This is a genomic window from Formosa sejongensis (genome assembly GCF_033447105.1).
In the GTDB taxonomy this organism is placed as follows: domain Bacteria; phylum Bacteroidota; class Bacteroidia; order Flavobacteriales; family Flavobacteriaceae; genus Formosa.
This window is the reverse complement of the sequence record NZ_JAWQUN010000028.1, coordinates 1-23,368: the sequence shown is the minus strand read 5'-3', so window position 1 is coordinate 23,368 and position 23,368 is coordinate 1. Positions and strand designations below refer to the sequence as shown.

Annotated in this window: 21 protein-coding genes and 1 pseudogene; 10 read left to right on the top strand and 12 right to left on the bottom strand. The window is 33.0% G+C overall.

The window, feature by feature from the left end:
• The first annotated feature begins 50 nt into the window (after positions 1–50).
• From lepB to R6X41_RS17745, 3 genes are read left to right on the top strand one after another with little or no spacing between them, the layout of a single operon-like run.
• A complete protein-coding gene (lepB, locus tag R6X41_RS17755) occupies positions 51–1,631 on the top strand; it encodes a signal peptidase I (protein ID WP_318501699.1) in 1,581 nt (526 codons plus the stop codon).
• Positions 1,632–1,638: 7 nt separating this feature from the next.
• The gene (locus R6X41_RS17750; protein ID WP_318501698.1) at positions 1,639–2,265 is read left to right on the top strand and encodes a WbqC family protein; all 627 of its coding nucleotides are present in this window, start codon (positions 1,639–1,641) and stop codon (positions 2,263–2,265) included.
• On the top strand, positions 2,265–2,573 hold the full coding sequence (locus tag R6X41_RS17745; RefSeq protein WP_318501697.1) for a DUF6122 family protein: 309 nt from the start codon (positions 2,265–2,267) through the stop codon (positions 2,571–2,573). Before R6X41_RS17750 ends, R6X41_RS17745 begins: the two co-directional genes overlap by 1 nt.
• On the opposite strand, the gene R6X41_RS17740 is transcribed toward R6X41_RS17745, so the two are convergent.
• From R6X41_RS17740 to R6X41_RS17690, 11 genes are all read right to left on the bottom strand, one after another.
• Positions 2,565–3,596 carry an endonuclease/exonuclease/phosphatase family protein gene (locus R6X41_RS17740; RefSeq protein WP_318501696.1) on the bottom strand — a complete coding sequence of 344 codons (1,032 nt, stop codon included), beginning with the start codon at positions 3,594–3,596 and terminating at the stop codon, positions 2,565–2,567. The two genes, R6X41_RS17745 and R6X41_RS17740, sit on opposite strands and share 9 nt — an antisense overlap.
• 2 nt (positions 3,597–3,598) lie before the next feature.
• Positions 3,599–4,477, bottom strand: a complete 879-nt coding sequence (locus tag R6X41_RS17735; protein WP_318501695.1) for a rhomboid family intramembrane serine protease — start codon at positions 4,475–4,477, stop codon at positions 3,599–3,601.
• A gap of 3 nt (positions 4,478–4,480) precedes the next feature.
• On the bottom strand, positions 4,481–5,239 hold the full coding sequence (locus R6X41_RS17730) for a rhomboid family intramembrane serine protease (RefSeq protein WP_318501694.1): 759 nt from the start codon (positions 5,237–5,239) through the stop codon (positions 4,481–4,483).
• A gap of 21 nt (positions 5,240–5,260) precedes the next feature.
• Positions 5,261–7,126, bottom strand: coding sequence for a DNA mismatch repair endonuclease MutL (gene mutL / locus R6X41_RS17725; protein ID WP_318501693.1), 1,866 nt, complete (start codon positions 7,124–7,126; stop codon positions 5,261–5,263).
• The gene (locus tag R6X41_RS17720) at positions 7,126–7,416 is read right to left on the bottom strand and encodes a riboflavin synthase subunit beta (RefSeq protein ID WP_318501692.1); all 291 of its coding nucleotides are present in this window, start codon (positions 7,414–7,416) and stop codon (positions 7,126–7,128) included. Before R6X41_RS17720 ends, mutL begins: the two co-directional genes overlap by 1 nt.
• An 8-nt stretch (positions 7,417–7,424) precedes the next feature.
• Positions 7,425–7,643, bottom strand: coding sequence for a hypothetical protein (locus R6X41_RS17715; protein WP_318501691.1), 219 nt, complete (start codon positions 7,641–7,643; stop codon positions 7,425–7,427).
• A gap of 277 nt (positions 7,644–7,920) precedes the next feature.
• Positions 7,921–8,217: a thioredoxin gene (gene trxA, locus R6X41_RS17710; RefSeq protein ID WP_318501690.1), complete on the bottom strand. Its 297-nt coding sequence runs from the start codon at positions 8,215–8,217 to the stop codon at positions 7,921–7,923.
• A gap of 293 nt (positions 8,218–8,510) precedes the next feature.
• Positions 8,511–9,923 (bottom strand): MBL fold metallo-hydrolase, encoded by a 1,413-nt coding sequence (locus R6X41_RS17705; RefSeq protein WP_318501689.1) that lies wholly within the window; start codon positions 9,921–9,923, stop codon positions 8,511–8,513.
• A 56-nt stretch (positions 9,924–9,979) separates the two neighbouring features.
• Positions 9,980–10,780, bottom strand: a complete 801-nt coding sequence (locus R6X41_RS17700; protein ID WP_318501688.1) for a sulfite exporter TauE/SafE family protein — start codon at positions 10,778–10,780, stop codon at positions 9,980–9,982.
• A gap of 177 nt (positions 10,781–10,957) precedes the next feature.
• Positions 10,958–11,590 carry a Crp/Fnr family transcriptional regulator gene (locus R6X41_RS17695; protein WP_318501687.1) on the bottom strand — a complete coding sequence of 211 codons (633 nt, stop codon included), beginning with the start codon at positions 11,588–11,590 and terminating at the stop codon, positions 10,958–10,960.
• A 128-nt stretch (positions 11,591–11,718) separates the two neighbouring features.
• Entirely contained in the window at positions 11,719–12,762 is a 1,044-nt protein-coding gene (locus R6X41_RS17690; protein WP_318501686.1) for an aldose epimerase family protein, read from the bottom strand.
• 391 nt (positions 12,763–13,153) lie between these two features.
• Between R6X41_RS17690 and R6X41_RS17685 the strand changes: the two genes are divergently transcribed.
• The 7 genes from R6X41_RS17685 (at position 13,154) to R6X41_RS17655 (ending at position 22,717) form a co-directional block, all read left to right on the top strand.
• Positions 13,154–13,651, top strand: a complete 498-nt coding sequence (locus tag R6X41_RS17685) for a GbsR/MarR family transcriptional regulator (protein WP_318501685.1) — start codon at positions 13,154–13,156, stop codon at positions 13,649–13,651.
• Between the two features lie 25 nt (positions 13,652–13,676).
• Complete coding sequence (locus R6X41_RS17680) at positions 13,677–14,807, top strand: efflux RND transporter periplasmic adaptor subunit (RefSeq protein ID WP_318501684.1); 1,131 nt, start codon at positions 13,677–13,679, stop codon at positions 14,805–14,807.
• 13 nt (positions 14,808–14,820) lie between these two features.
• Positions 14,821–17,964, top strand: a complete 3,144-nt coding sequence (locus R6X41_RS17675; RefSeq protein ID WP_318501683.1) for an efflux RND transporter permease subunit — start codon at positions 14,821–14,823, stop codon at positions 17,962–17,964.
• Between the two features lie 4 nt (positions 17,965–17,968).
• Complete coding sequence (locus R6X41_RS17670; protein ID WP_318501682.1) at positions 17,969–19,384, top strand: TolC family protein; 1,416 nt, start codon at positions 17,969–17,971, stop codon at positions 19,382–19,384.
• A gap of 159 nt (positions 19,385–19,543) precedes the next feature.
• A complete protein-coding gene (locus R6X41_RS17665; protein WP_318501681.1) occupies positions 19,544–19,942 on the top strand; it encodes a hypothetical protein in 399 nt (132 codons plus the stop codon).
• Between the two features lie 15 nt (positions 19,943–19,957).
• Entirely contained in the window at positions 19,958–21,043 is a 1,086-nt protein-coding gene (locus tag R6X41_RS17660) for a M28 family metallopeptidase (protein WP_318501680.1), read from the top strand.
• Positions 21,044–21,151: 108 nt separating this feature from the next.
• Positions 21,152–22,717: a M28 family peptidase gene (locus R6X41_RS17655; RefSeq protein ID WP_318501679.1), complete on the top strand. Its 1,566-nt coding sequence runs from the start codon at positions 21,152–21,154 to the stop codon at positions 22,715–22,717.
• Positions 22,718–22,804: 87 nt separating this feature from the next.
• On the opposite strand, the pseudogene R6X41_RS17650 reads toward R6X41_RS17655, so the two are convergent.
• Positions 22,805–23,089 (bottom strand): annotated as a pseudogene (locus tag R6X41_RS17650) (protein-disulfide reductase DsbD domain-containing protein); the annotation flags it as partial.
• Between the last annotated feature and the right edge of the window lie 279 nt (positions 23,090–23,368).

Sequence of the window (23,368 nt, the reverse complement as noted above, 5' to 3'; positions counted from 1 at the left end):
ATATTCAGATTAATTATTGTCGGTAAGACAGTTAGCAATAAAAGTAGATTATGACTTTAACTCAGTGGTTCATTTTTTTTATAATTATCCAAGTACTTCACGGATTAGGAACTTGGAAACTTTATGTAAAAGCAGGTAGACAAGCTTGGGAAGCTTTTATCCCGGTTTACAATGCTGTGATTTTAATGAAAATTATAAACAGACCTTGGTGGTGGACTATCCTTTTATTTTTACCAATTGTTAACCTAATCATGTTCCCTGTAATATGGGTGGAGACAGCTAGAAGTTTCGGTAAAAACTCGACTACAGATACTCTATTAGCAATATTTTCACTTGGTTTTTATAACTATTACTTAAACTATGTGGCAGAAGTAGAGTATAAAAAAGACCGTAGTTTAGAGCCCAGAACTAGCGCTGGCGATTGGATTAGTTCAATATTATTTGCCGTTGTTGCTGCAACTATTGTTCATACATACATTATTCAACCATTTACTATTCCGACGTCTTCTCTAGAGAAAACATTACTAATTGGTGATTTCTTATTTGTAAGTAAATTAAATTACGGACCACGATTACCACAAACAACTTTAGCGTTACCAATGGTTCACGATTCTATTCCGAAGACCAAATTAAAATCATATGTAGCCGATGATAATGTTGAAACAAAAGCCAACTCATTAAAAAATAAAACACTTTTACCGTATTTAAGATTCCCTGGTTTTCAGAAAATAAAACGTAACGATATCGTTGTGTTTAACTGGCCTGTAGATACTGTTCAGGCATTCTTTAAAAATCCAGACCGTAGTTATTGGAAACCAATCGATAAGAAATCGAATTACGTAAAACGTTGTGTTGGTTTGCCTGGTGATACTATTGAAATAATAGATGGCTATGTCTTTATTGATGGTGTACAAAATGAATTACCAGACCGTGCTAAACTTCAATTTAGCTACTTGGTACAACCTAAAACACATCAATTTAATGCTAAAGAATTAGCAGACAGATACGGAATTACCGACCGTTTTGGTATCATAAACGACAAAAATACGTATATGTTTATGTCGATTACAGATGAAGCTGCAGCCGAATTTAAAAATCATCCAAACGTAGAAAGTATAACACCAATTAAAGAAGAAAAAGGAGTTAGAGATTCTAGAATTTTCCCTCACAACCCTAATTACGATTGGAATAACGATTTCTTCGGACCATTATATATTCCAGAAGCAGGTGCAACAATTGACTTAAATGTAGATATGTTACCGCTTTACAAACGTGTTTTAACTGAATACGAAGGGAATACATTACAAGTTAAAGGCAATCAGATTTTTATAAATGGAGAAGCTACAGACACATACACCTTTAAACAAGATTATTATTGGATGATGGGAGATAACAGACATAACTCGCAAGATGCTAGAGCCTGGGGATTTGTACCTTTCGATCATGTTGTTGGAAAGCCTGTATTTATTTGGATGAGTTGGGATCAATACGGGAAACCGCGTTGGGACCGTTTCTTTACCACTGTTGGTGGATCAGGAAAACCAGTATCTTACCTAATACCAGCGCTAATTTTAATCGCAGGATTATTTGGTTTCAACGCCTATAGAAAACGTAAAAAAGCTAAAGCATAAACGTTTTATGAGTTTTAATAGCGTTTTACATCCTACATATTTTCCAAATGTTGCACATATGGCTGCCATTGCGCAATCTGATGTTGTAACATTTGAAATGGATGATAATTTTGCCAAACAAACTTATAGAACGCGTACATATATATATGCTGCAAACGGGAAATTATTACTAAATATCCCTGTAATTTATACGCAAAAGAATCGTCAGAAATATCGTGATGTAAAAATTTCAAATACCGAAAACTGGCAAAGTTTACATTGGAAATCTTTACTTTCAGCATATAAAACATCACCATTTTTTGAATATTACGAAGATGATTTACGTCCGCTTTTTGAAATGAAAGCAGATTACATTTTAGATTTTAATTTGAAGTGTTTCGACGTCATTTCTGAATGCCTTCAATTGGAAAAATCAATTCAAAAAACTGAAGAATTTAAGCATGAAATTAGTGAGGCTTCTGATTTAAGGTCGTTGGTAAACCCACAATCTTTTGTGAATTTTCAAAATGAAAAATACACACAAGTATTCGATGATAAACATGGATTTATAAACAATTTAAGCGTTTTAGATTTATTATTTAATGAAGGTCCAAATGCTTTAGAGTATCTAGAAAATCAAGATCTTTCGCTGTAATGTTACAATCGTTTATACATTATGGAATTCACTTTTTAGTACCTCTGGCTATTGCGTTATGGTTTTATAAACCACAATGGAAATACGCCTACTTAATCATGATTTGTGGTATGCTGATTGATGTGGATCATCTTTTTGCAACCCCTATTTTCAGCCCAGGACGTTGTAGTATAAACTTTCATCCGCTTCACTCCTATTGGGCTATTGCTTTTTACATCTTGCTTTTATTTCCGAAGAAAACACGACTTATAGGCTTGGGTTTAGTTATTCATATTATAGCAGACACTGTAGATTGTAGCTTAATGTAAAGTGATATTGGCCATGATGGGATAGTGATCAGAATACACTTCGGTAAAGGTTTTAAATCCGGTTATTTGCATTTCTTCGTCTGTAAAAATGAAATCAATTCGCACAGGGAAAAACTTAAAATTAAAGGTCTTTCCAAAACCATGTCCTGCTTCTCTAAACGTATCATTTAAATCACCTTTAATCATGCGATATACATAAGAACTAGCCGTATTATTTAAATCGCCAGTAATAATCATTTTATACGGACAACTATTTTTATGCTCTAAAAACAACTCAGTTTGCGACTGCTGCATAGCAAAAGACTTTCCTATACTCTTCAGTAAACGTTCGGAATCTTGCTTTTTTAGGGCTTCAACTTCTGGGTTAATTTTCAGAGATTGCAGGTGAATATTATAAACACGAATGGTATCTTTTCCTTTTACAATATCAGCATAAATAGCATTATTTGGCGTATTAGGAAATGTAACCGAACCTTTCGCAATTATTGGAAATTTAGAATATATAGCTTGCCCGAATTGTTTTTTTTCTCCAGCTAATTGAATGTATTTATATTTATAAAATGAAAAATCTGCACTTTTATTATTTGGATGATATTCTTGTAAACTTAAAATATCAGGGTATTCCGTTTTTGCAAATTTCGAAATTTCTAAACCCGTATCTGTATTCGGAATCCAATTGTAAATATTAAATAATCTTACATTATAACTCATAATGGAAAGATTGTCTTCACTAACACTGTCACTATCTGAATCACTTGAAAAATTATACAACGAACCCAAATAAAAATAACCAATTACCAAAATTATAATAGATAATAACATTTGGCGTTTTAGCTTTAATAACCAATATAAAGCGAATAATGCATTCACTGCTATTAGCAGAGGCACGGTAAGACTTAAAACAGATAAAAGGGCAAAAATCTTAGGCGGAAAAAGGGGTAAAATATAAGATAGTAGCAACAAGGTGGCTAAAATCGAATTGATGAAAAAGATAAATTTATCAATAACACTTAACTTACTCATACTTATTTTCCGGCTTTAAAAAGAAATGCTTTTTCTTCTTTAGTCAAACTGTCATAACCACTTTTACTAATTTTATCTAAGATAACATCGATACGTTTTTGATTGGTAAACGCATCAAATTCTTCTTTCTTAAACCCAGCCATATCTTTCTTGTTACGTTTATGAACGGTTTTAAGTGGTGATTTTTTGGATTTAGAAAACCAGCCTGTAATTTGATCAATCAAAGACTCGAAACCTTTACCTATATCATTTCCTTTTTTATACTGAATGGCATAAAAGTATCCTAATGCAGCGCCTCCAATATGTGCTAAATTCCCACCTGAATTTGTCCCGAATAAACCTATAACATCCATCGCAACTATGGCAGCACCAACAATCCATAATTTAATATTGAACGTAAAAAAACGTAAATCCATTTGTGGCATATAGGCACACATAAAAATTAAAAGTGCACGTATAGCTGCCGAAGCACCAACTAATCTGCTTCCTGTATTAAAGACATTTGGCAATACATTATAGCCTAATATAAAAACTAGAGCACCAGCAATAGCTCCTAAAAAATAAATGTTTATCGCCAGTTTTTTATTGAACACATTTAGAAACCATTGCCCAATAAAATACAACCAAATCATATTAAATAGCATATGAATAAAATCGTAATGCACAAAAGCATAAGTTATAAACGTCCAAGGCGTCACTAATAGTTCAGATAAATGGCTTGATAATTCTAACCATTTTAAACTAGAATGCTGGGGTAATGAAGACGTTAACGCTTGTAAAATAAATCCAACAAAAAAGACAACAACGTTTACAGCTATTATCTTTTCTAGAACATTTAAATGCGTTAATTTTTCTTTAATATCGTTATTAAGTGTGTTCATATATTAGTCCCAACGGTTTTTATTGAATTGTGTTTTCTTCCAATACCACATAATTAAGAAACCGGTTAAAGCTCCTCCAATATGGGCAACATATGCCGTGTTACTCGGACTAAAGAATGATTGTCCAGTAACAGCCGAAATTAAATCTAAAGCAATAATTCCAGGAATAAAATACTTCGCTTTTATAGGAATTGGTAAAAATATAAGCATCAATTTAGACTCTGGGTATAACATCCCGAAAGCGACTAATACCCCCATTATGGCTCCAGAAGCACCCACCATAGTACCATTAAAAACACTTACAAATTGTCCTAATTGTTCGGGGTCTAAAACTTGAGACCAGCGTGTGTCGTACATCGCATACCCGGAACGTAAAGTCTCCAACGTTTCTGCTTGCGTAAAACCTGCTCCTGTTAAAGCAGACATTCCAGAGGAATACTGATAATAATAGTATCCCAACATTAAGAGCGCGGCTCCTAAACCAGAAGACAGATAGAAGAATAAAAACTTCTTCCCTCCAAATTGTTGTTCTACAGGAGAACCAAACATCCAAAGCGCTAACATATTAAATGCGATATGCATAAGGCCTCCGTGCATAAACATATGTGTGAATATTTGCCAAGGTTGGAAAGCTTCATTCTTAGGGAAATGCAATGCAAACCAATCATAAAACAAGGTGCCACCACCTACAAACTGGGTCCCAATAAACATAATAACATTTATGATTATAAGGTGTTTAACTATATCGGTAATTCTACTCATAATATCTTTATTTCTATGAAATTACATAAATTTTTTATCTAACTCATCAACCGTCATGGTGATAAATGTAGGTTTATTAGTAGGCGAAACGTTGGGATCTTTACAAGCAAATAGACTATTTACCAAATGATCTTGTTCTGCTTGAGCAAGCGATTGCCCAGATTTAATTGCTAAACTTTTCGCTAAAGATTTTGCTAATAAATCGGCTGCACTAAAATTTGCATCCGGCACCTCGTGTTCCACATCGCTAATTAATTGCTCTAATATAATACTTACTTCGCTTTCTGGAACATTAATTGGCAGACCAATTATTTCTACCATATGATCTTCGAAATTCTGAAACACAAAACCAGCGTATTCTAAATCACTTTTTAAATTCAAAACAATATCATGTTCTTGTTTTGACAATTGAATTTGCAGCGGAAATAATAACTGCTGACTCACCGTATCTTTTCCTGTTATATACTTTAGAAAATCTTCATAAAGAATACGTTGGTGCGCACGATGTTGGTCGATAACTAACATCCCCGATTTAATGGCGCTTAATACATATTTATTTTGAAGTTGATACGAAGATTGCTTTGAAGACATCTGTGAATCATCAAACAGAGACGCAGTGCTTTCTACACTTTCGAATTGGATTTCACTAAAATCATTTTTCGATTTTGTGCCTTTCGACTCCATTCCAACATATAAACTTTCCCAACCCGCTGTTGATGGGTCTTTGCGTCCAGAATAAGATGATGAAAATGATCTTGAAGGCGCTACAGGTTTTTCGGCATTAAACGGATTGAAAGACCGGTCTACTTCAATAGTCGGTGTACTTGCAGATTTATTTGAATAATCGTAAGGTGTATCTAAATTCGCATCACGTTCAAAATCTAAAACAGGTGCAATATTAAATTGTCCTAAACTATGTTTTACAGATGCCCTTAAAATGGCGTATAACGTATGCTCATCGTCAAACTTGATCTCGGTTTTTGTAGGATGAATATTAATATCGATGGTTTGCGGATTCACTTCTAAATTCAAGAAATAACTCGCATGGGTACCATCTTTTATAAGTCCTTCAAAAGCGGCTGTTATCGCATGATTTAAATAGGCACTTTTTATAAATCTATGATTCACAAAAAAGAATTGTTCTCCTCTAGATTTCTTAGCATATTCAGGTTTTCCAACAAAACCAGAAATTTTCAAGACATCAGTATCCTCATTTACAGGTACTAATTTCTCATTGGTTTTAGGTCCAAAAATATTTACAATACGTTGTCTGTAATTACTTTGTGGTAAATTAAAAACTTCCAATCCGTTATGATACATGACAAAACAAATACTGGGATGAGCCAAGGCTACACGCTGAAACTCATCAATAATATGACGTATTTCAACCGTATTCGATTTTAAAAAATTACGGCGTGCTGGAATATTAAAAAACAAATGTTTTACAGCAATCGATGTTCCTGTTGGCGTAACTACCACATCTTGGTTTACAATCTCGCTACCTTCAATAGTTATTGTTGTACCAACTTCTTCATCAGCTTGTTTTGTTTTTAATTCTACATGTGCAATCGCAGCAATACTAGCTAAAGCTTCTCCACGAAAACCTTTTGTATTGAGTTGGAATAAATCTTCGGCAGAACGAATTTTTGAAGTAGCATGACGCTCAAAACTCAAACGCGCATCTGTAACACTCATTCCTAAGCCATCGTCTATAACTTGTACTAATGTTTTACCGGCATCTTTAACCAATAATTTTATGGTTCCTGCTTGGGCATCAATTGCATTTTCTAATAATTCTTTAACTACGGAAGCTGGCCGTTGCACTACCTCGCCCGCTGCTATTTGATTGGCAACATGGTCTGGTAAAAGTTGAATAATATCTGCCATTATTTATTTGGAAGGAATATGGATAAATCGAATTCTATAATAAACAGAAAAACAAGAATAAGAATAGCAATAATAATTATAATACGTCGGTTAGCAGAACGGTCAGGTGTTTCTTTTAATTCTTCAAATGCATTTTGGAATTTAGATTTTATACCACCGGATGGACCAACCGTTTTTCTATACTCGTCGAATTTATGTTTCATTTCGTACGGACTCCCTTCGCCATCATTTTTAAAATGTCTGGACGTGTACGTAAATTTTTTATTTGTTCTGGTTTTAAAAATCCCCATGTTACTTGCTACAATTCATAATTATTTAAAACATACCATAAAACTATCACCAAAATAAAAATTACAAGCCACCCCGTTAAACGGATGCCTTTTTTACCTTGATGCTTTCGCGTTTGTTTAAGCTCGTCCCATTTAGAAGACATTTCGTTAGAAGGTTTAACCGCTTCTTCTCGAAGTTTAGGTTTATAATTAAACGCTTTATTTTTTTTCTGATTAAACAAATTCACTTTTTAAAAACTAGTCTGTGTTAATCTCCAAATGTACTCAAAATTGAGAAGAAAGTCGAATCTGAATTCTAAAAAAATGTTAACAAAAGTCACGTAAACAGTACGATTTATCCAATTAATTCATCTTCATTACAATATTAGTTATCAGATAAATAAAATATTACAACTTTAAAAAAACTTTAAATCGGTTTAGAAATCAATTTTGTAAAATCAAAAAGCACCCCGGGAAGGATGCTTTTATCGCTATTAATCAACACTAGATAAGTAACCCTAAGGTTTAACTATCACGTTTTATAATTTGAAGTAATTCCGATTTTTGAACCACTCCAGATTGTCTCCATATTTGTTTTCCCGACTTATAAAGAATTAAAGTAGGCACGCCTTTTACATTCAATTGCGAGGCTAACTCTTGATTCTTATCGACATCTATTTTTAGTATTGAAACCGAATCACCAAGACTATCTTTTACGTCTTTTAAAATCGGAGCCATCGCTTTGCAAGGCCCACACCATTCGGCGAAAAAATCTACCAATACAGGTTTATCTTGTTTTATTAATTCTGAAAACCGACTCATTTGTCAAAATGTATTAAAATTTGCGATTGCAAAAGTATGACTTTTAATCAATTACCATGTTATTGTTTAATATTTATTTAACCTTTAGTTAATATTGAAGCTATCGGATTTAAATTATTAATGAATGAAGTTAGATGTTCAAAACACAATTTGGCAATACATTAACTTTTGGATCCACTAAGATATCACCCTGAAACAAGCTCAGGGTGACTCGGTGATTTAAAACATATTTTAGAAAAATAAGTAGTGTTGAATTGTTGTTTTTTCTGAAGTCCAATTCATAGTTAAAGGAATTATTTCTTTAAAGTTGAAGGACAGACAAAATCTGTTAAAGGAATTCCAGCTTCTCTTATGGATTTAATACCTCCTGCAACATCTATTAAATTATGAAATCCACGACTTTTTAAAATTGAAGCTGCAATTATCGAACGGTATCCACCTGCACAATGCACATAAAAAGGGGCTTCTTTTGGAATTTCTGATAGATAATCATTTATAAATTCTAATGACACGTTTTTAGCATTCTCAATATGTTCTGAAGCAAACTCCGAGTCTTTACGGACATCAAAAACATGTAATTTATCTGATTCTAAACGGCTTTTAAAAGTATCTGCTGAAATAGAAGAAATAGAATCATATTCCTTCCCTGCTCCTTTCCAAGCGTCGAAACCACCTTTTAAGAACCCTAAAGTATTATCGAACCCCACACGAGATAAACGGATAACTGCTTCTTCTTCCATTCCAGGGTCTGTTACCAATAAAATAGGCTGTTTCACATCTTTAATTAATGCACCTACCCATGGCGCAAATCCGCCGTCTAAACCAATAAAAATTGATCGTGGAATATGTCCTTTTATAAAATCATTGTGATGGCGTACATCTAAAACTAAAGCTTCAATAGTATTTGCAAGGGTTTCAAAAGCATCAGGATCTAAGGCTTTTGTTCCTTTCTCAATTACAGTTTCAATATTATCGTAACCTTCTTTATTCATTTTTACATTCAGAGGAAAATAAGACGGTGGCGGTGCTAATCCATTCGTAACTTCTTTAATAAATTCTGCTTTGGTCATATCTTCACGTAAAGCATAATTCATCTTTTTCTGATTTCCTAAAGAATCAACCGTTTCCTTCATCATATTCTTCCCGCAAGCAGAACCAGCACCATGACCAGGATATACAATAACATCGTTAGCTAAAGGCATAATTTTAGTACGTAAACTATCGAATAAATATCCCGCTAAATCATCTTGTGTAATATCTGATTTTTGAGCTAAATCCGGACGACCAACATCTCCTAAAAACAACGTATCACCACTAAAAATAGCATAATCTTTTCCATTTTCATCTTTCAACAAAAACGTAGCACTTTCCATAGTATGACCAGGTGTATGTAACACTTTTATAACAACATCTCCCAACTTAAATTCCTGACCATCTTCAGAAATTATAGCATCAAAAGAAGGGTTTGCAGTTGGGCCAAACACGATTGGAGCACCCGTTAATTCAGATAATGTAACATGTCCGCTAACAAAATCTGCATGAAAATGCGTTTCAAAAATATATTTAATCTTTGATCCTTCCTTTTCTGCACGAGTGATATAAGGTTCTACCTCACGCAACGGGTCGATAATTGCAACTTCACCTTTACTTTCTATATAATAAGCACCTTGCGCTAAACAACCTGTATATATTTGATCTACTTTCATAATCTGTTTATTCTATTTAAAATACTTCTGTTTTTAATAATTTTTGGCATTCTATATTACATAATTAGTTCTTTAATTATAATATAAATCCCCATAGCTAATACAAACCAACCAAATCCTTTTTTAAGTTTTTCTCCAGGAATATAATTCGACAAATAACTTCCTAAAAAAATACCTACGACTGCTATTGATGTAAAACTTAATAAAAACACCCAATCGATTTGTATATTCCCTATATCTCCAATAAATCCAATTAAGGAGTTAATTGCGATTATAAATAAAGACGTCCCTACTGCTTTTTTCATGGACAAATTCCCTAATATAATTAAAGCAGGAATAATAATAAATCCGCCACCAGCACCAACTATTCCGGTAAAAAAACCAATAACGATAGCTTGATTAAAAATTAAAAGATTACTTAATTTTCTTGGCGAATGGTCTTCAAAATCATCTTTTTTAGGCTTTAACATAGTTACCGAAGCAACCAACATCATGACTGCAAACATGACCATTATAAACATGTCTTTTGTGACAACAAAGCTTGCTATTTCAAAAATAGAGTCTGGTATTGCAGGAATTATAAATCTCCGCGTGATATATACCATGGTAAAGGCTGGTATTGCAAACACGGCTGCTATTTTTAAATCGACTAATTCCTTTTTAAAATTAGTATACGCACCAAAACTGGATGAAACACCTACAATAAACAAAGAATACGCCGTTGCCGTTACTGGATTTAGCATTAATAAATACACCAAAATAGGAACGGTTAAAATAGAACCTCCACCACCGGTGAGACCCAAAACCAAACCGACAATTAATGCGCCTATAAAACCTATGAGTTGTGAAATGTCCATGTGTAAACTTTAAACAAATGTACTCTTTAACCTAAGTTCTGGAAGTAACATAGGTTACAATGTGTTTTACAAAATAGACTAACGAAATTGATTTATAGCAAACTAAAATTAGACGAACATATGTTTTAATTAACTATTAAGAACTAAAAAACACAATACTTAAGATGTCTTTAAATATTACAAATCTAACAAGTGAATTTGATTACGGTACAGTTTTAAAAGGCCATCGTTTTCTAGTTTTTTAAGCAATCTAGAAATTACGACTCTCGATGTATGCAAATCTTGTGCAATATCTTGGTGTGTTACCAAAATCATTTCATTATGATTTACCATTGCTTTATCTTTTAAGTATTTTAATAGCCGTTCGTCCATTTTTAAAAAAGCAATGGAATCTATAGACTCTAATAATTCTAGAGTCCGTTCATGATAACTTTGAAGAATAAAATTTTGCCAACTTTTATATTTACTCATCCACTCTCCCATTTTCTCTACAGGAACCATAATTAGCGTCGCAGGAGTTTCGGCAATAGCTCGAATTTCACTTTTAGAATTCCCCATGCAACACGAAATACTCATGGTACACGTATCTCCTTGTTCTATAAAATACAATAGCAATTCATCTCCCTTTTCGTCTTCCCTTAAAATCTTAAGTGCTCCACTCATTAAAAGTGGCATATGCGTAATGGTTTGACCAATATCCATTAGTATAAATCCTTCGGGAACTTCTTTAAAAAGACCACTCTGATTTATATCTTGAAGTAACTCTTCTTCAAATAAATACCCATAATGTTGCTTTAATGCTTCAACCATAACTTACAAATAAGATTTTAAAGATAAGTATTACAAAGCAAATTCAATTTTATTCTTAAGTAGAATGCTTTCAAAAAAAGGCCTAAAAATCATGGTATGAAATGTATTAAAGACTTAATTTTATTGATTTATTTTATTGAAAATTTAAAATTAGTTTGCGATTTATAAGTTTCTCCGGGCTTTAAAATTGTAGTTGGAAATTCTGCTCTATTTGGTGAATCTGGATAATGTTGTGTTTCTAAACATAATGCTGTTCGGGGAGCAAAAGGTGTCTCTAAAAAATTTGCTGTATAAAACTGAATTCCTGGTTCGTCTGTTGCTACTTCTAAGAATCTACCATTAGATTTATCATGAACCGTTGCCACTAAACGAACACCTTTATTTTGATTATTTAACACCCAACAATGATCGAAACCTGAGCCATTTTTAATTTGAATATGGTCTGCATTGATATCCTTTTCTACAGTTTTTGCTGAAGTAAAATCGAAAGGCGTACCTGATACCGATGCTAATTCTCCTGTTGGAATTGCTGTTTCATCGGTAGGTATATAACGATCTGCATCAATCATAACCTCCTCCTTTAAAATCGTTTTAGAAAAATCGCCTGACAAATTAAAATATGAATGTTGTGTTAAGTTTACAATCGTAATTTTATCTGTTGTCGCTTGGTAATAAACCTCTAAAGCATTATCTGCAGTTAGAGTATACACAACTGTAGTCTTTAAATTCCCAGGAAATCCTTCTTCCATATCCGTACTTAAATAGGTTAATTTTAGAGCTACTGTTTCTGCGCCATCTATAGGTTCTGCGCTCCAAATAGCTTTATCAAACCCTTTATTACCACCGTGTAAATTATTCGGACCATTGTTTTTGGCTAAATTATAATCTGTTCCATTCAATGTAAATTTTCCATTCGCAATACGGTTTCCGTAACGCCCAATTATAGCACCAAAAAACGTAGGATTTGTTAAGTAAGGCTCAAAAGTATCGTAACCTAAAACCACATTCTCGAACATATTTTCTTTGTTGGGAACTTTTAAAGTTGTTATAATTCCTCCAAACGTAATCACATCGACTTGCATCCCGTTTGCATTTTTAAGCGTGTAAAGATCTACTTCTTGTCCTTTTGGAGTTATTCCGAATCCTGATTTGGTAATTGATGCTTTTGCCATTATGTTTTACTAATTATTAATTACTGACTTTATATATAAAAAAATACAAAGCTTAAAAGTATAAAAATTGTAAGGAACACGTATTAAATTATACACCAATTAATTTCAATAATTTATGAATTACTTTTCTTATTAAGCTTTATATATTTTAAAACAAGCGCATGTCCTTTCTCATTTATATTGCACAATACATTTTTAGCATAAATACTAGACAATCAATTTCAGGACCATAAAAAAACACCTCCAATACATTAAAAAACAGACTTTCCTTTTAATAAAAACTCAAAAAACAGTGTCAAAAAATGAATATTTTACTTTTAACATTTTATTAACCACTTGTTAGTTCGGAAATTACCGAACCAACCTTACCTTTGCTGTAAATATATTAAATATGAACAAACACCTTCTAGAGGAAAAACATAGACTTGTAGAAAAACTTGGTGTTATTATAGAAAATAATAACAAGTTGGCTCCAGTTGCTTCTCGTATTATTTCTTATGTAGTTTTAACAGGGAAATCGGGAGTTACTTTCGATGATTTAGTGATAAATTTATGCGCCAGTAAAAGCACAATTTCCACGCATTTAAATCATTTAGTAGATTTAAAACAATTAGAATACTTCACAAAACAAGGCGACAGAAAGAAATATTATATTATTAGCCAATGTCATATTCTAACACATATGGACAATATAATTAACTCGTGGAACTCTGAAAAAGAATTGCATTTAGAAATGAAATCTTACAAAGAGAAAATGAATGATGTAACTGCTGATGATGCAGAAAAATTCAATTTAGAATTTCATAATAATTATATCACTTTTTTAGATGAGACCATGAATTTAGTTACCGTTCTAAAAGAAAAAATAATTAACAATCAGTCAAATTAATAGCATTATAAATTCCGAAAATCAAATGAAAAAAAGACATTACACTATAATTTCGCTTGCCCTAATAGCAATAACTTTTATAAGTTGTGGCGAAAATAAAGCCGAACAACCGCAGCAGCCACAACAAGCTCCTACTTTTCCGGTTACTGTTTTACAAAACAAAACTGTTACTGCTTACGAAAATTTCCCAACAAGTATTAATGGTATAGTAAGTAGCCAAGTTAGAGCTAAGGTTAGCGGCTATATTCAAAAAGTATTGATAGATGAAGGTGAGCCTGTAAAAAAAGGTCAAGTGCTTTTTAAATTAGAAACGCAATCTTTAAGTCAAGATGCTGGAGCTGCAAAAGCCCGTGTTAATGTGGCTCAAGTTGAAGTTGATAAATTAATCCCCTTAGTAGAGAAAGGTATTATTAGTGCTGTACAATTAGAAACTGCAAAAGCTAATTTAGCACAAGCAAATGCGAACTACAGTAGCGTAAACGCGAACATAAGTTATGCAACAATTAAAAGCCCAGTAGATGGTTATGTTGGTGCTATTAATTTTAGAGAAGGTGCATTAATTAGTCCTAGCGACCCTACACCTTTAACTACTGTAAGCGATATTAGTAAAGTCTATGCTTTTTTTAGTTTAAATGAAACTCAGTATTTAGATTTTCTACAAAATGCTAAAGGAAAAAATTTAGAAGAGAAATTATCTAACTACCCAGATGTAAACTTAATATTAGCAAATGGAAGTATGTATTCTGAAAAAGGAAAAATTCAAACAAGTTCCGGTCAAATTAACCAAAATACAGGAACAGTAAGTCTTAGAGCTGTTTTTAACAACCCAAATCAGTTAATTACAAATGGTAGTAGTGGCACAATTCAAATCCCTACAATATACGAAGAAGCTATTGTAGTGCCACAAAAAGCGACTTACGAGCAACAAGGAAATATTATGCTTTTTAAAGTTGGAGAAGATAATAAAACAGTAAACACCATTATTAAAGTTAAAGCTTCCATAGACGGTTTATATGTTTTAGAATCTGGATTAGATGCCAACGATAAAATTATTGCATCGGGTATTGGAAAAGTAAGAAACGATATGGTTATTACACCACAAGATGTCCCTTTTAACGAGGTTACTAAGCCAATAGTAGTATTATTTAAAAACTAGAAATTCATAAAACATGTTAAAAACATTTATTGAAAGACCCGTTCTTTCAACGGTAATTTCTATTATCATAGTTATCCTTGGGGTAATCAGTATAACCAGTTTACCCGTAGAGGAATATCCGGATATTGCACCACCAACCATTAAGGTTACGGCATCATATCCAGGAGCCAATGCAGAAACAGTATTAGAGAGTGTTATTATTCCTATTGAGGAACAAATTAACGGTGTTGAAGGCATGACGTACATTACTTCAACGGCTTCAAACACCGGTACTGCCGAAATCACAGTTTATTTTGATCAGGAAATGGATGCCGATATTGCGGCTGTAAACGTTCAAAATCGTGTGTCTAGAGCAAATCCATTATTACCTGCAGAAGTTGTTGCTACGGGTGTGACCACACAAAAGCAAGAAACCAGTGCATTGATGTTTATTTCAATGTATTCGGAGAATGACGATTACGATGCTACATTTATTCAGAACTACTTAAAAATAAATGTTATTCCTGCTATGCAACGTATTAGCGGTGTTGGAGATGTTAGTGTTTTCTCTCAACAAGATTATGCCATGCGTATCTGGTTAAAACCAGAAAAATTAGCAGCCTACAATTTAATTCCAACAGATATTACTGCGGTATTAAAAGAACAAAACTTAGAAGCTGCAGCGGGTGCTTTAGGTCAAAATAGCGGAGAAGCATTTTCTTACGTTTTAACTTATAGCGGACGTTTTAAAGAAGTAAAACAATACGGTGATATTGTAATTAAAGCTTTAGGAAATGGTGAATTTCTAAGATTAAACGATGTAGCAGAAATAGAATTAGACGCACAGTCGTACTCTTCTAACGCCATGAGTTTAGGAAACCCTGCTGTATTTATGGGGATTTTCCAAACAAAAGGATCAAATGCACAAGAGATTATTGAAAATATAAAAATCACATTAGGTACGGTTGAAAAAGATTTACCAGATGGATTAAAGATTTTTGTTCCTTATGATACGAGTTTATTCTTAAATGCATCGATAGAAAAAGTAGTCCATACTTTATTAGAAGCCTTTTTACTTGTATTCTTAGTTGTATTTATCTTTTTACAAGATTTCCGTTCTACATTAATCCCTGCCATAGCGGTTCCGGTATCGATTATTGGTACATTCTTTTTCTTGAATGTCTTCGGATATTCTATAAACCTATTAACGCTATTCGCGCTTGTACTCGCCATTGGTATTGTTGTAGATGATGCCATTGTAGTTGTTGAGGCCGTCCATGCAAAAATGGATGAAGGAGAAAAAAACCCAAAAACGGCTACACTAGTTGCAATGAACGAAATATCGGGAGCCATTATTTCGATAACCTTAGTTATGGCAGCTGTATTTATACCAGTAACCTTCGTTACAGGACCAACAGGTGTATTCTACGAGCAATTTGGTGTGACATTAATTATTGCCATCTTAATTTCTGCAGTAAATGCATTAACCTTAAGTCCTGCCTTGTGTGCGTTATTATTAAAAACACATAAAGACGATGAAGAACTAAAAGGAAAAAGTCCATTAAAACGTTTTTACACACTTTTTAACCGTGGGTTTAATGCTACAGTAGAACGTTATGGGAAATCACTTCACTTTTTATACAGAAAAAAATGGGTCCCAGTTTTACTTTTAGTTTTAGCTGTAATTGGAATTTTTTGGGCAGCGAAAACAACGCCTACTGGATTTGTACCTAATGAAGATAGAGGAATTATTTTTGCGAACATAGAGTTACCAGCTGGTTCTTCTTTAGATAGAACAGATGCTGTATCAAGAGATTTATACGATAGAATAAGTGGTATAGAAGGTATTGCAGGTGTAAACTTTATTAAAGGACGTAGTTTAATTAGTGGTGCCGGTAGTAACTACGGTTTTGGAATTATTAAGCTAGAGAATTGGGATGAACGTGAAGACGAATCACTGTCTTCTAATGCTATTACGGGAAAATTATTCGGATTAGCAGCTGCCATTCCAGAAGCAAATATTATATTCTTTTCTCCACCAAGTATTCGTGGTTTTGGTAACTCTGCTGGATTTGAAGTTAATTTACTAGATAAATTCGGAGGTGAGTTTACAGACTTAGATAAAATGAATCAGGAGTTTGCAGCGTCATTAATGCAGCATCCTGAAATTAAATATGCCCAATCTTCGTTTAACACCAAGTATCCACAATACGAAATGGAAGTTAATGTGCCATTAGCTAAAGAAAAAGGAGTCCCTATTAATAGTATCTTCTCTACTTTACAAGGTTATATTGGTGGTATTTATGCTTCAGATTTCTCGCGTTTCGGAAAACAATTTAGAGTATATATCCAAGCATTACCAGAAGACAGAGCCGATGAGAATGCTTTAAACAGTATGTATGTAAGAACTGATTCTGGCGAAATGGCTCCAATTACTCAGTTTGTGAGTTTAAAACGAGTTTATGGTCCACAATCTGTTACCAGATTTAACTTATTCAATTCTACAGCAATTACAGGAGCTACAAACGATGGTTTTAGTACTGGTGATGCCATTCGAATTATAGAAGCGGAAGCAGCAAAATTACCTAGTAATTATTCTATTGCGTATTCTGGTTTAACACGTGAAGAGGTGAATGCAGGTAACCAAACTACATTTATTTTTGCATTAAGTATTCTATTTGTGTACTTCTTATTAAGTGCACAGTACGAAAGTTATTTGTTACCATTTGCTGTTGTACTATCAATACCTTTTGGAGTTTTTGGAGCCTATATTAGTACTAAATTATTTGGTCTTGAGAACAACATCTATTTTCAAATTGCCCTCATAATGCTTATTGGGTTACTCGCCAAGAATGCCATACTTATTGTAGAATTTGCGCTACAACGACGGAAAAACGGTGAAGATATTGTAAGTGCTGCTATTAATGGAGCGAAGTCACGTTTGCGCCCTATTCTAATGACTTCTTTTGCTTTCATTTTAGGATTAATGCCTCTAGTTTTAGCTAAAGGTGTTGGTGCAGAAGGAAACAGATCTATTGGAACAGGTGCTGCTGGAGGTATGCTTATAGGTACTTTATTAGGAGTATTTGTTATCCCTATATTATTTATTTTATTCCAATGGTTACAAGAAAAAGTATCTAGTAAGCCAGTAGTAATCGAACAAAACATTGAAGAATAATCGTATGATATCAATTATAAAACACAAAGTACTCAGTAAAATTGCAATCATGCTTTTTGCTATGGTAACATTACAAAGTTGTTTTGTTGCTAAAGATTATGAACAACCTCAGTTTAAAGATACACCGGATTTATACCGTACAGATAATCTGCCAACAGATACTATTTCTATGGCAGATGTATCTTGGAAAACGTTATTTACAGATACCTATTTAAATCAATATATTGAAGAAGGTCTGCAAAATAACATCGACATAAGAATGGCCATACAGCAAATGTCTATTGCCGAATCTTATGCAAAACAAGGCAAAGCAGGTTATTATCCAACTTTAGGTATAGGGGCAACTGCAACGCATCAAGAATTATCTAACAATAGTCAGTTTGGTGCTTTATTTAATGGTTCATTAGACCAGTACGAATTAGCGGCAAACTTATCTTGGGAAGCCGATATTTGGGGAAAAATTAGAAGTGCTAAACGTGCTTCAGATGCCAGTTATTTACAATCTGTTGCGGCACATAAAGCTGTAAAAACTAGATTAGTTGCGAGTATTGCAACAGTCTATTATCAGTTATTAGCTTTAGATGCGCAACTAGAAGTCACAAATTTATCGATAACAACGCGTGAAAAAAGTGTAGAGACCATAACCGCATTAAAAAATGCTGGACAGGTAAATCAAGTTGCGGTAGACCAAAGTATTGCACAGTTTAATAGTGCCAGCGCATTACGAGTAGATATACAAACCGCTATTTTCGTTACAGAAAACACGTTTAATCTCCTTTTAGGAAAACCTGGAAGCCCTATAGCAAGAACAGAATTAGACAATCAGAAATTAGATACTGATATGAAAACGGGGGTGCCATCGTTATTATTACGAAACAGACCAGATGTTATGGCTGCTGAATTTGGTTTAAGAAATGCTTTCGAATTAACAAACGTAGCTAAAAGTCAGTTTTACCCATCGTTAACGATTACAGCGTCTGGAGGATTTCAAAGTTTAGATTTAAAAGATTGGATTAGTGCGAACTCTATTTTTGCAAACATTATTGGTGGTTTAGCTCAACCCATTTTAAACAAACGAAATATTAGAACGCAACACGAAGTGTCTATAGCACAACAAGAGCAAGCCCTTTTAAATTTCGAAAAGACATTACTTGTTGCTGGAGGTGAAGTCTCTAATACATTGTATAAATACGATGCAGAAAATCGAAAAATTACGTTTAGAGAAAATGAAGTTGTAGCACTTAGAAAAGCCGAAACAAATTCTGAAGAATTATTAAATTATGGTTACGGTACATATTTAGATTTATTAACAGCAAGAGCTGCTGCTTTAAATGCAGAACTTAGTGTGGTTGAAAGTAAACTTCAACAACTATTAAATGTTGTAGATTTATATGCAGCCCTTGGTGGTGGATGGAAATAACACAGTTACCTAATTAGAATAGATTATATATAAAGCCCTTTTTTTTATTAAAAAAAGGGCTTTATTCATTCTAAACTTCACGGTATAGTTAGACTTAATTTAAAAAACATCGTATTTTTGAGACACAATTCAAAATCACTTCAGCTTAAAAAATAATATATGAGAAAATTAGTTGTGCTATTAGCATTAACACTGTCTGTTTTAGCAATCATTTTAGGATCTCTTACTGTATTTTTATATGCCCTTATACCGGCATGTATTGCATTGATCTTAGGATATTTTGGGATGAAAATATCTAAAAATCAATTAAAACAGAATAAAACAGCACAACTTGCCATAGTATTAAGTGTTTTAGCAATTTTACTTGTTGGATACAAATTGGCTTTTATGACTTCAGAAACTGAACCTGAAACGACCAAAGAAGTAAAAGTAAAAAAACGTATTATTGAAGAAGAGCTTGACGACTATGAACTTGAATTATTGGAATTCAAAGAAGATTCTATAAGAGGGTTACGAGAACACAAAATAGACACAATCACTTCTAAAACAGAATTATAAAAAATAAGTTTTCAAATGAATGTTCACTCTTATAATAGTAAATCAAAACCTTTAACATTTTTATTCATCCTTGCTACTTTTTTTATGATTGCATCTTGCGCAAAGACAAAAGATAGCACAGAAACTGAAGATATTGTAGAATCTATCTCTATCCTGGATAGTAGTTTGGTAAGGCAATACGCCAATACAATTACAACTAGCGAATTAAAAGGTCATTTAGAAATCTATGCATCAGATGAGTTTGAAGGTCGCAGAACAGGAACTAGAGGACAGAAAAAAGCTGCAGAATATTTAAAACAATATTATATAAAGGAACAGATTTCTTCACCAATTAACGATACGGTTTATTTCCAGCAAATACCTGCCTCCTATTTACCGGAAAACATAGGTGATTCAGAAAACGTCTTAGCATTTATAGAAGGTTCAGAAAAACCTGAAGAAATTGTCATTATTTCAGCGCATTTAGATCATGTTGGAATTATTGATGGCGAAATTTATAATGGTGCAGACGATGATGGTTCGGGAACAGTTGCCGTTTTAGAAATTGCTCAAGCTTTTAAAAAAGCTGAACTAAATGGGTATCCGCCAAAACGCAGTGTTTTATTCTTGCATATTACGGGAGAAGAAATAGGATTATACGGTTCGCGTTTTTATTCTGAACATCCAATTTTTCCTTTAGAAAACACTATTGCCGATCTAAATATTGATATGATTGGTCGTGTGGATGATAAACATATAGACAATCCTAATTACGTTTATTTAATAGGATCCGATCGTTTAAGTGAAGACCTTCATTATACATCTGAAAAAGTAAATGATACTTATTTCAATTTAGAACTAGACTATACATTTAATGCTCTAGACGATGAAAATCAGTTTTATTACAGATCAGATCATTACAACTTTGCGAAACATAACATCCCTGTTATTTTCTATTTTAATGGTACGCATGCAGATTACCATAAAGCTACAGATACTGTAGATAAAATTAATTTTAAAATGCTTCAAAAACGAGCGCAATTTGTATTTGCAACCGCATGGCAGTTGGCAAACCAGCCTAACCGTCCCGAAATTAATACTGACATTGATCCAGATTCATAAAAAATGACATTTTTGTAAGTAAAATTTTGTTAAAGTAAATTGATTATTAAAATGTTTTAAATCAATTTTTGTAATATCGTAACCCTAAAAAACTAATCTCTTTATTTTATGAAAAAAACCTTTCTGCTTGCAAGCATAACCGCTATTGTTATTGGTTGCGGAAGTTCTAAAAAATCAACAACCACGACTGTGGAAACAGAAGTAAAAAAATCTTATGATGTTAATTTTTATGCTGAAACTATTACAGCTGAAGAATTACAAACAGATTTAATGGTTTATGCTTCAGATGAATTTGAAGGTCGAGAAACAGGACAGCCAGGACAAAAACAAGCTGTAGAATTCTTAAAAAAACAATATGTAGATTTAGATATTCCAGCTGCTAAAACAGATGGTAATTATTTTCAAGAAGTGCCTTTAGAAATTCTAAAAACACCAGAAGCAAGTTTATCTATAAATGACAAAAATTTTGAACTAATTACCGATTTCGTTTCTATTCTTCCTAGCAAATCAGGAAACATAAAAACAAACGAAATTACTTATATTGGTTATGGTATTGAAACCGAATCGTATTCTGATTATACCAATTTAGACATCGCAGGTAAAGTTGTTTTATTTAAAGCTGGTGAACCTAAAAAAGCAGATGGAACTTATGCAATTTCGGGAACAACAGATGCAAGTAAATGGTCTAATTTCAGACAAGAATTTGCTTTAAAAAGAGATTTAGCCAGAGAAAAAGGTGCTAAAGCCATTTTATTCTATGCTCCAGACATTTACCAAACGGCAGCAAATCGCTATGGTAAATCTCAAGGAAGAATGAATTTGCAAGCTAAAGAAGAAACATTATACTACTTCGTAATCGATACTAATTTAGCACAAACCATTTTACCTAATATAGCAACTACACACACTCAGGAAACGATTAAAACAGATTTCAATTTAGAGTATAAAAAAGTAAGCGATAATTTTAATTCTGAAAACGTTGCGGCCTTTATAAAAGGAACAGACAAAGCAGACGAAGTTATTGTTATCTCTGCGCATTTAGACCACGAAGGTATTAAAGATGGTGTAGTTTATAATGGTGCAGACGATGATGGTTCTGGAACTGTTGCTATTTTAGAAATTGCTGAAGCATTTAAAACTGCAAAAAATAACGGGCAAGGACCTAGACGTTCTATTTTACTTTTACATGTTACTGGTGAAGAAAAAGGATTATTAGGGTCTAGTTATTATGCCGATTACGATCCTATTATTCCGTTAAATCAAACTATGGTTGATTTAAATATTGATATGATTGGTAGAATAGATCCTAAACGTGAAGGCACAAACAGAAATTATTTATATTTAATTGGAAGTGATAAATTAAGTACTGAATTACATACAATTTCTGAAGAGGTAAACGAGTCATGTTGTAAAATTGAACTGGATTACACCTTTAACGAAGACAACGATCCTAATCGTTTTTATTACCGTTCGGATCATTACAACTTTGCAAAAAATAACATCCCTGTTATTTTCTATTTTAACGGAACCCACGACGATTACCACAAACCAACAGATACACCTGATAAAATTGAATACGATTTATTAGAAAACAGAACCCGTTTGGTGTTTTATACCGCTTGGGAATTGGCAAATAGAGAAAACAAACTTGTTGTAGATAAAGTTACAGAGTAAAACAACTTGATATAAAAAAAACCTTCGACATTATTGTATGTTGAAGGTTTTTTTATGTTTCACACTTTTATTATTATAGCAAGTTGGCTATTTTATATCAAACACCAAATCTATTTCGTTTGGTGGCAAACATCTAGTATCGTCGCAAACCATAAACTCTACAGTACCATTAACAGTAATAGGAACAGTACCTTTCAATTTTATACGCTGTTTAAATTCCGCTTGACCATCGAAATATTTTATTTTCATTTCAAAAATAGGATCATCTATAACATGTCCTTCTCCTTCTTGAGTGTTACCCTTTTTTAAAAAATCTTTATTGCCTTTAAAACTAAAACGTGTTGGAATAGGGCCGCCTTCTGGAACGGATTGCGAATATAAATGTCATCCCTGATCTATTGTTGCTGTAGCAACCAATTCATATTCGGTATCAGAAATTTTCGTTACAGATGTAGTCCATTTTACTGGATCTAATATTTGGGCTGTTACAGACCCTACTACCATTAACGTTATAAATAAGATTATTTTGGATCAAGCACAAAAGTTGTGTGTGTGAATTGAAATAAGATCGCGATTTTTGTAAAAAAAACTCAAATTGGATAATTACCTAGAATTACTAAAACTCATACTTCCTGAGTTTCTCGTCAATCA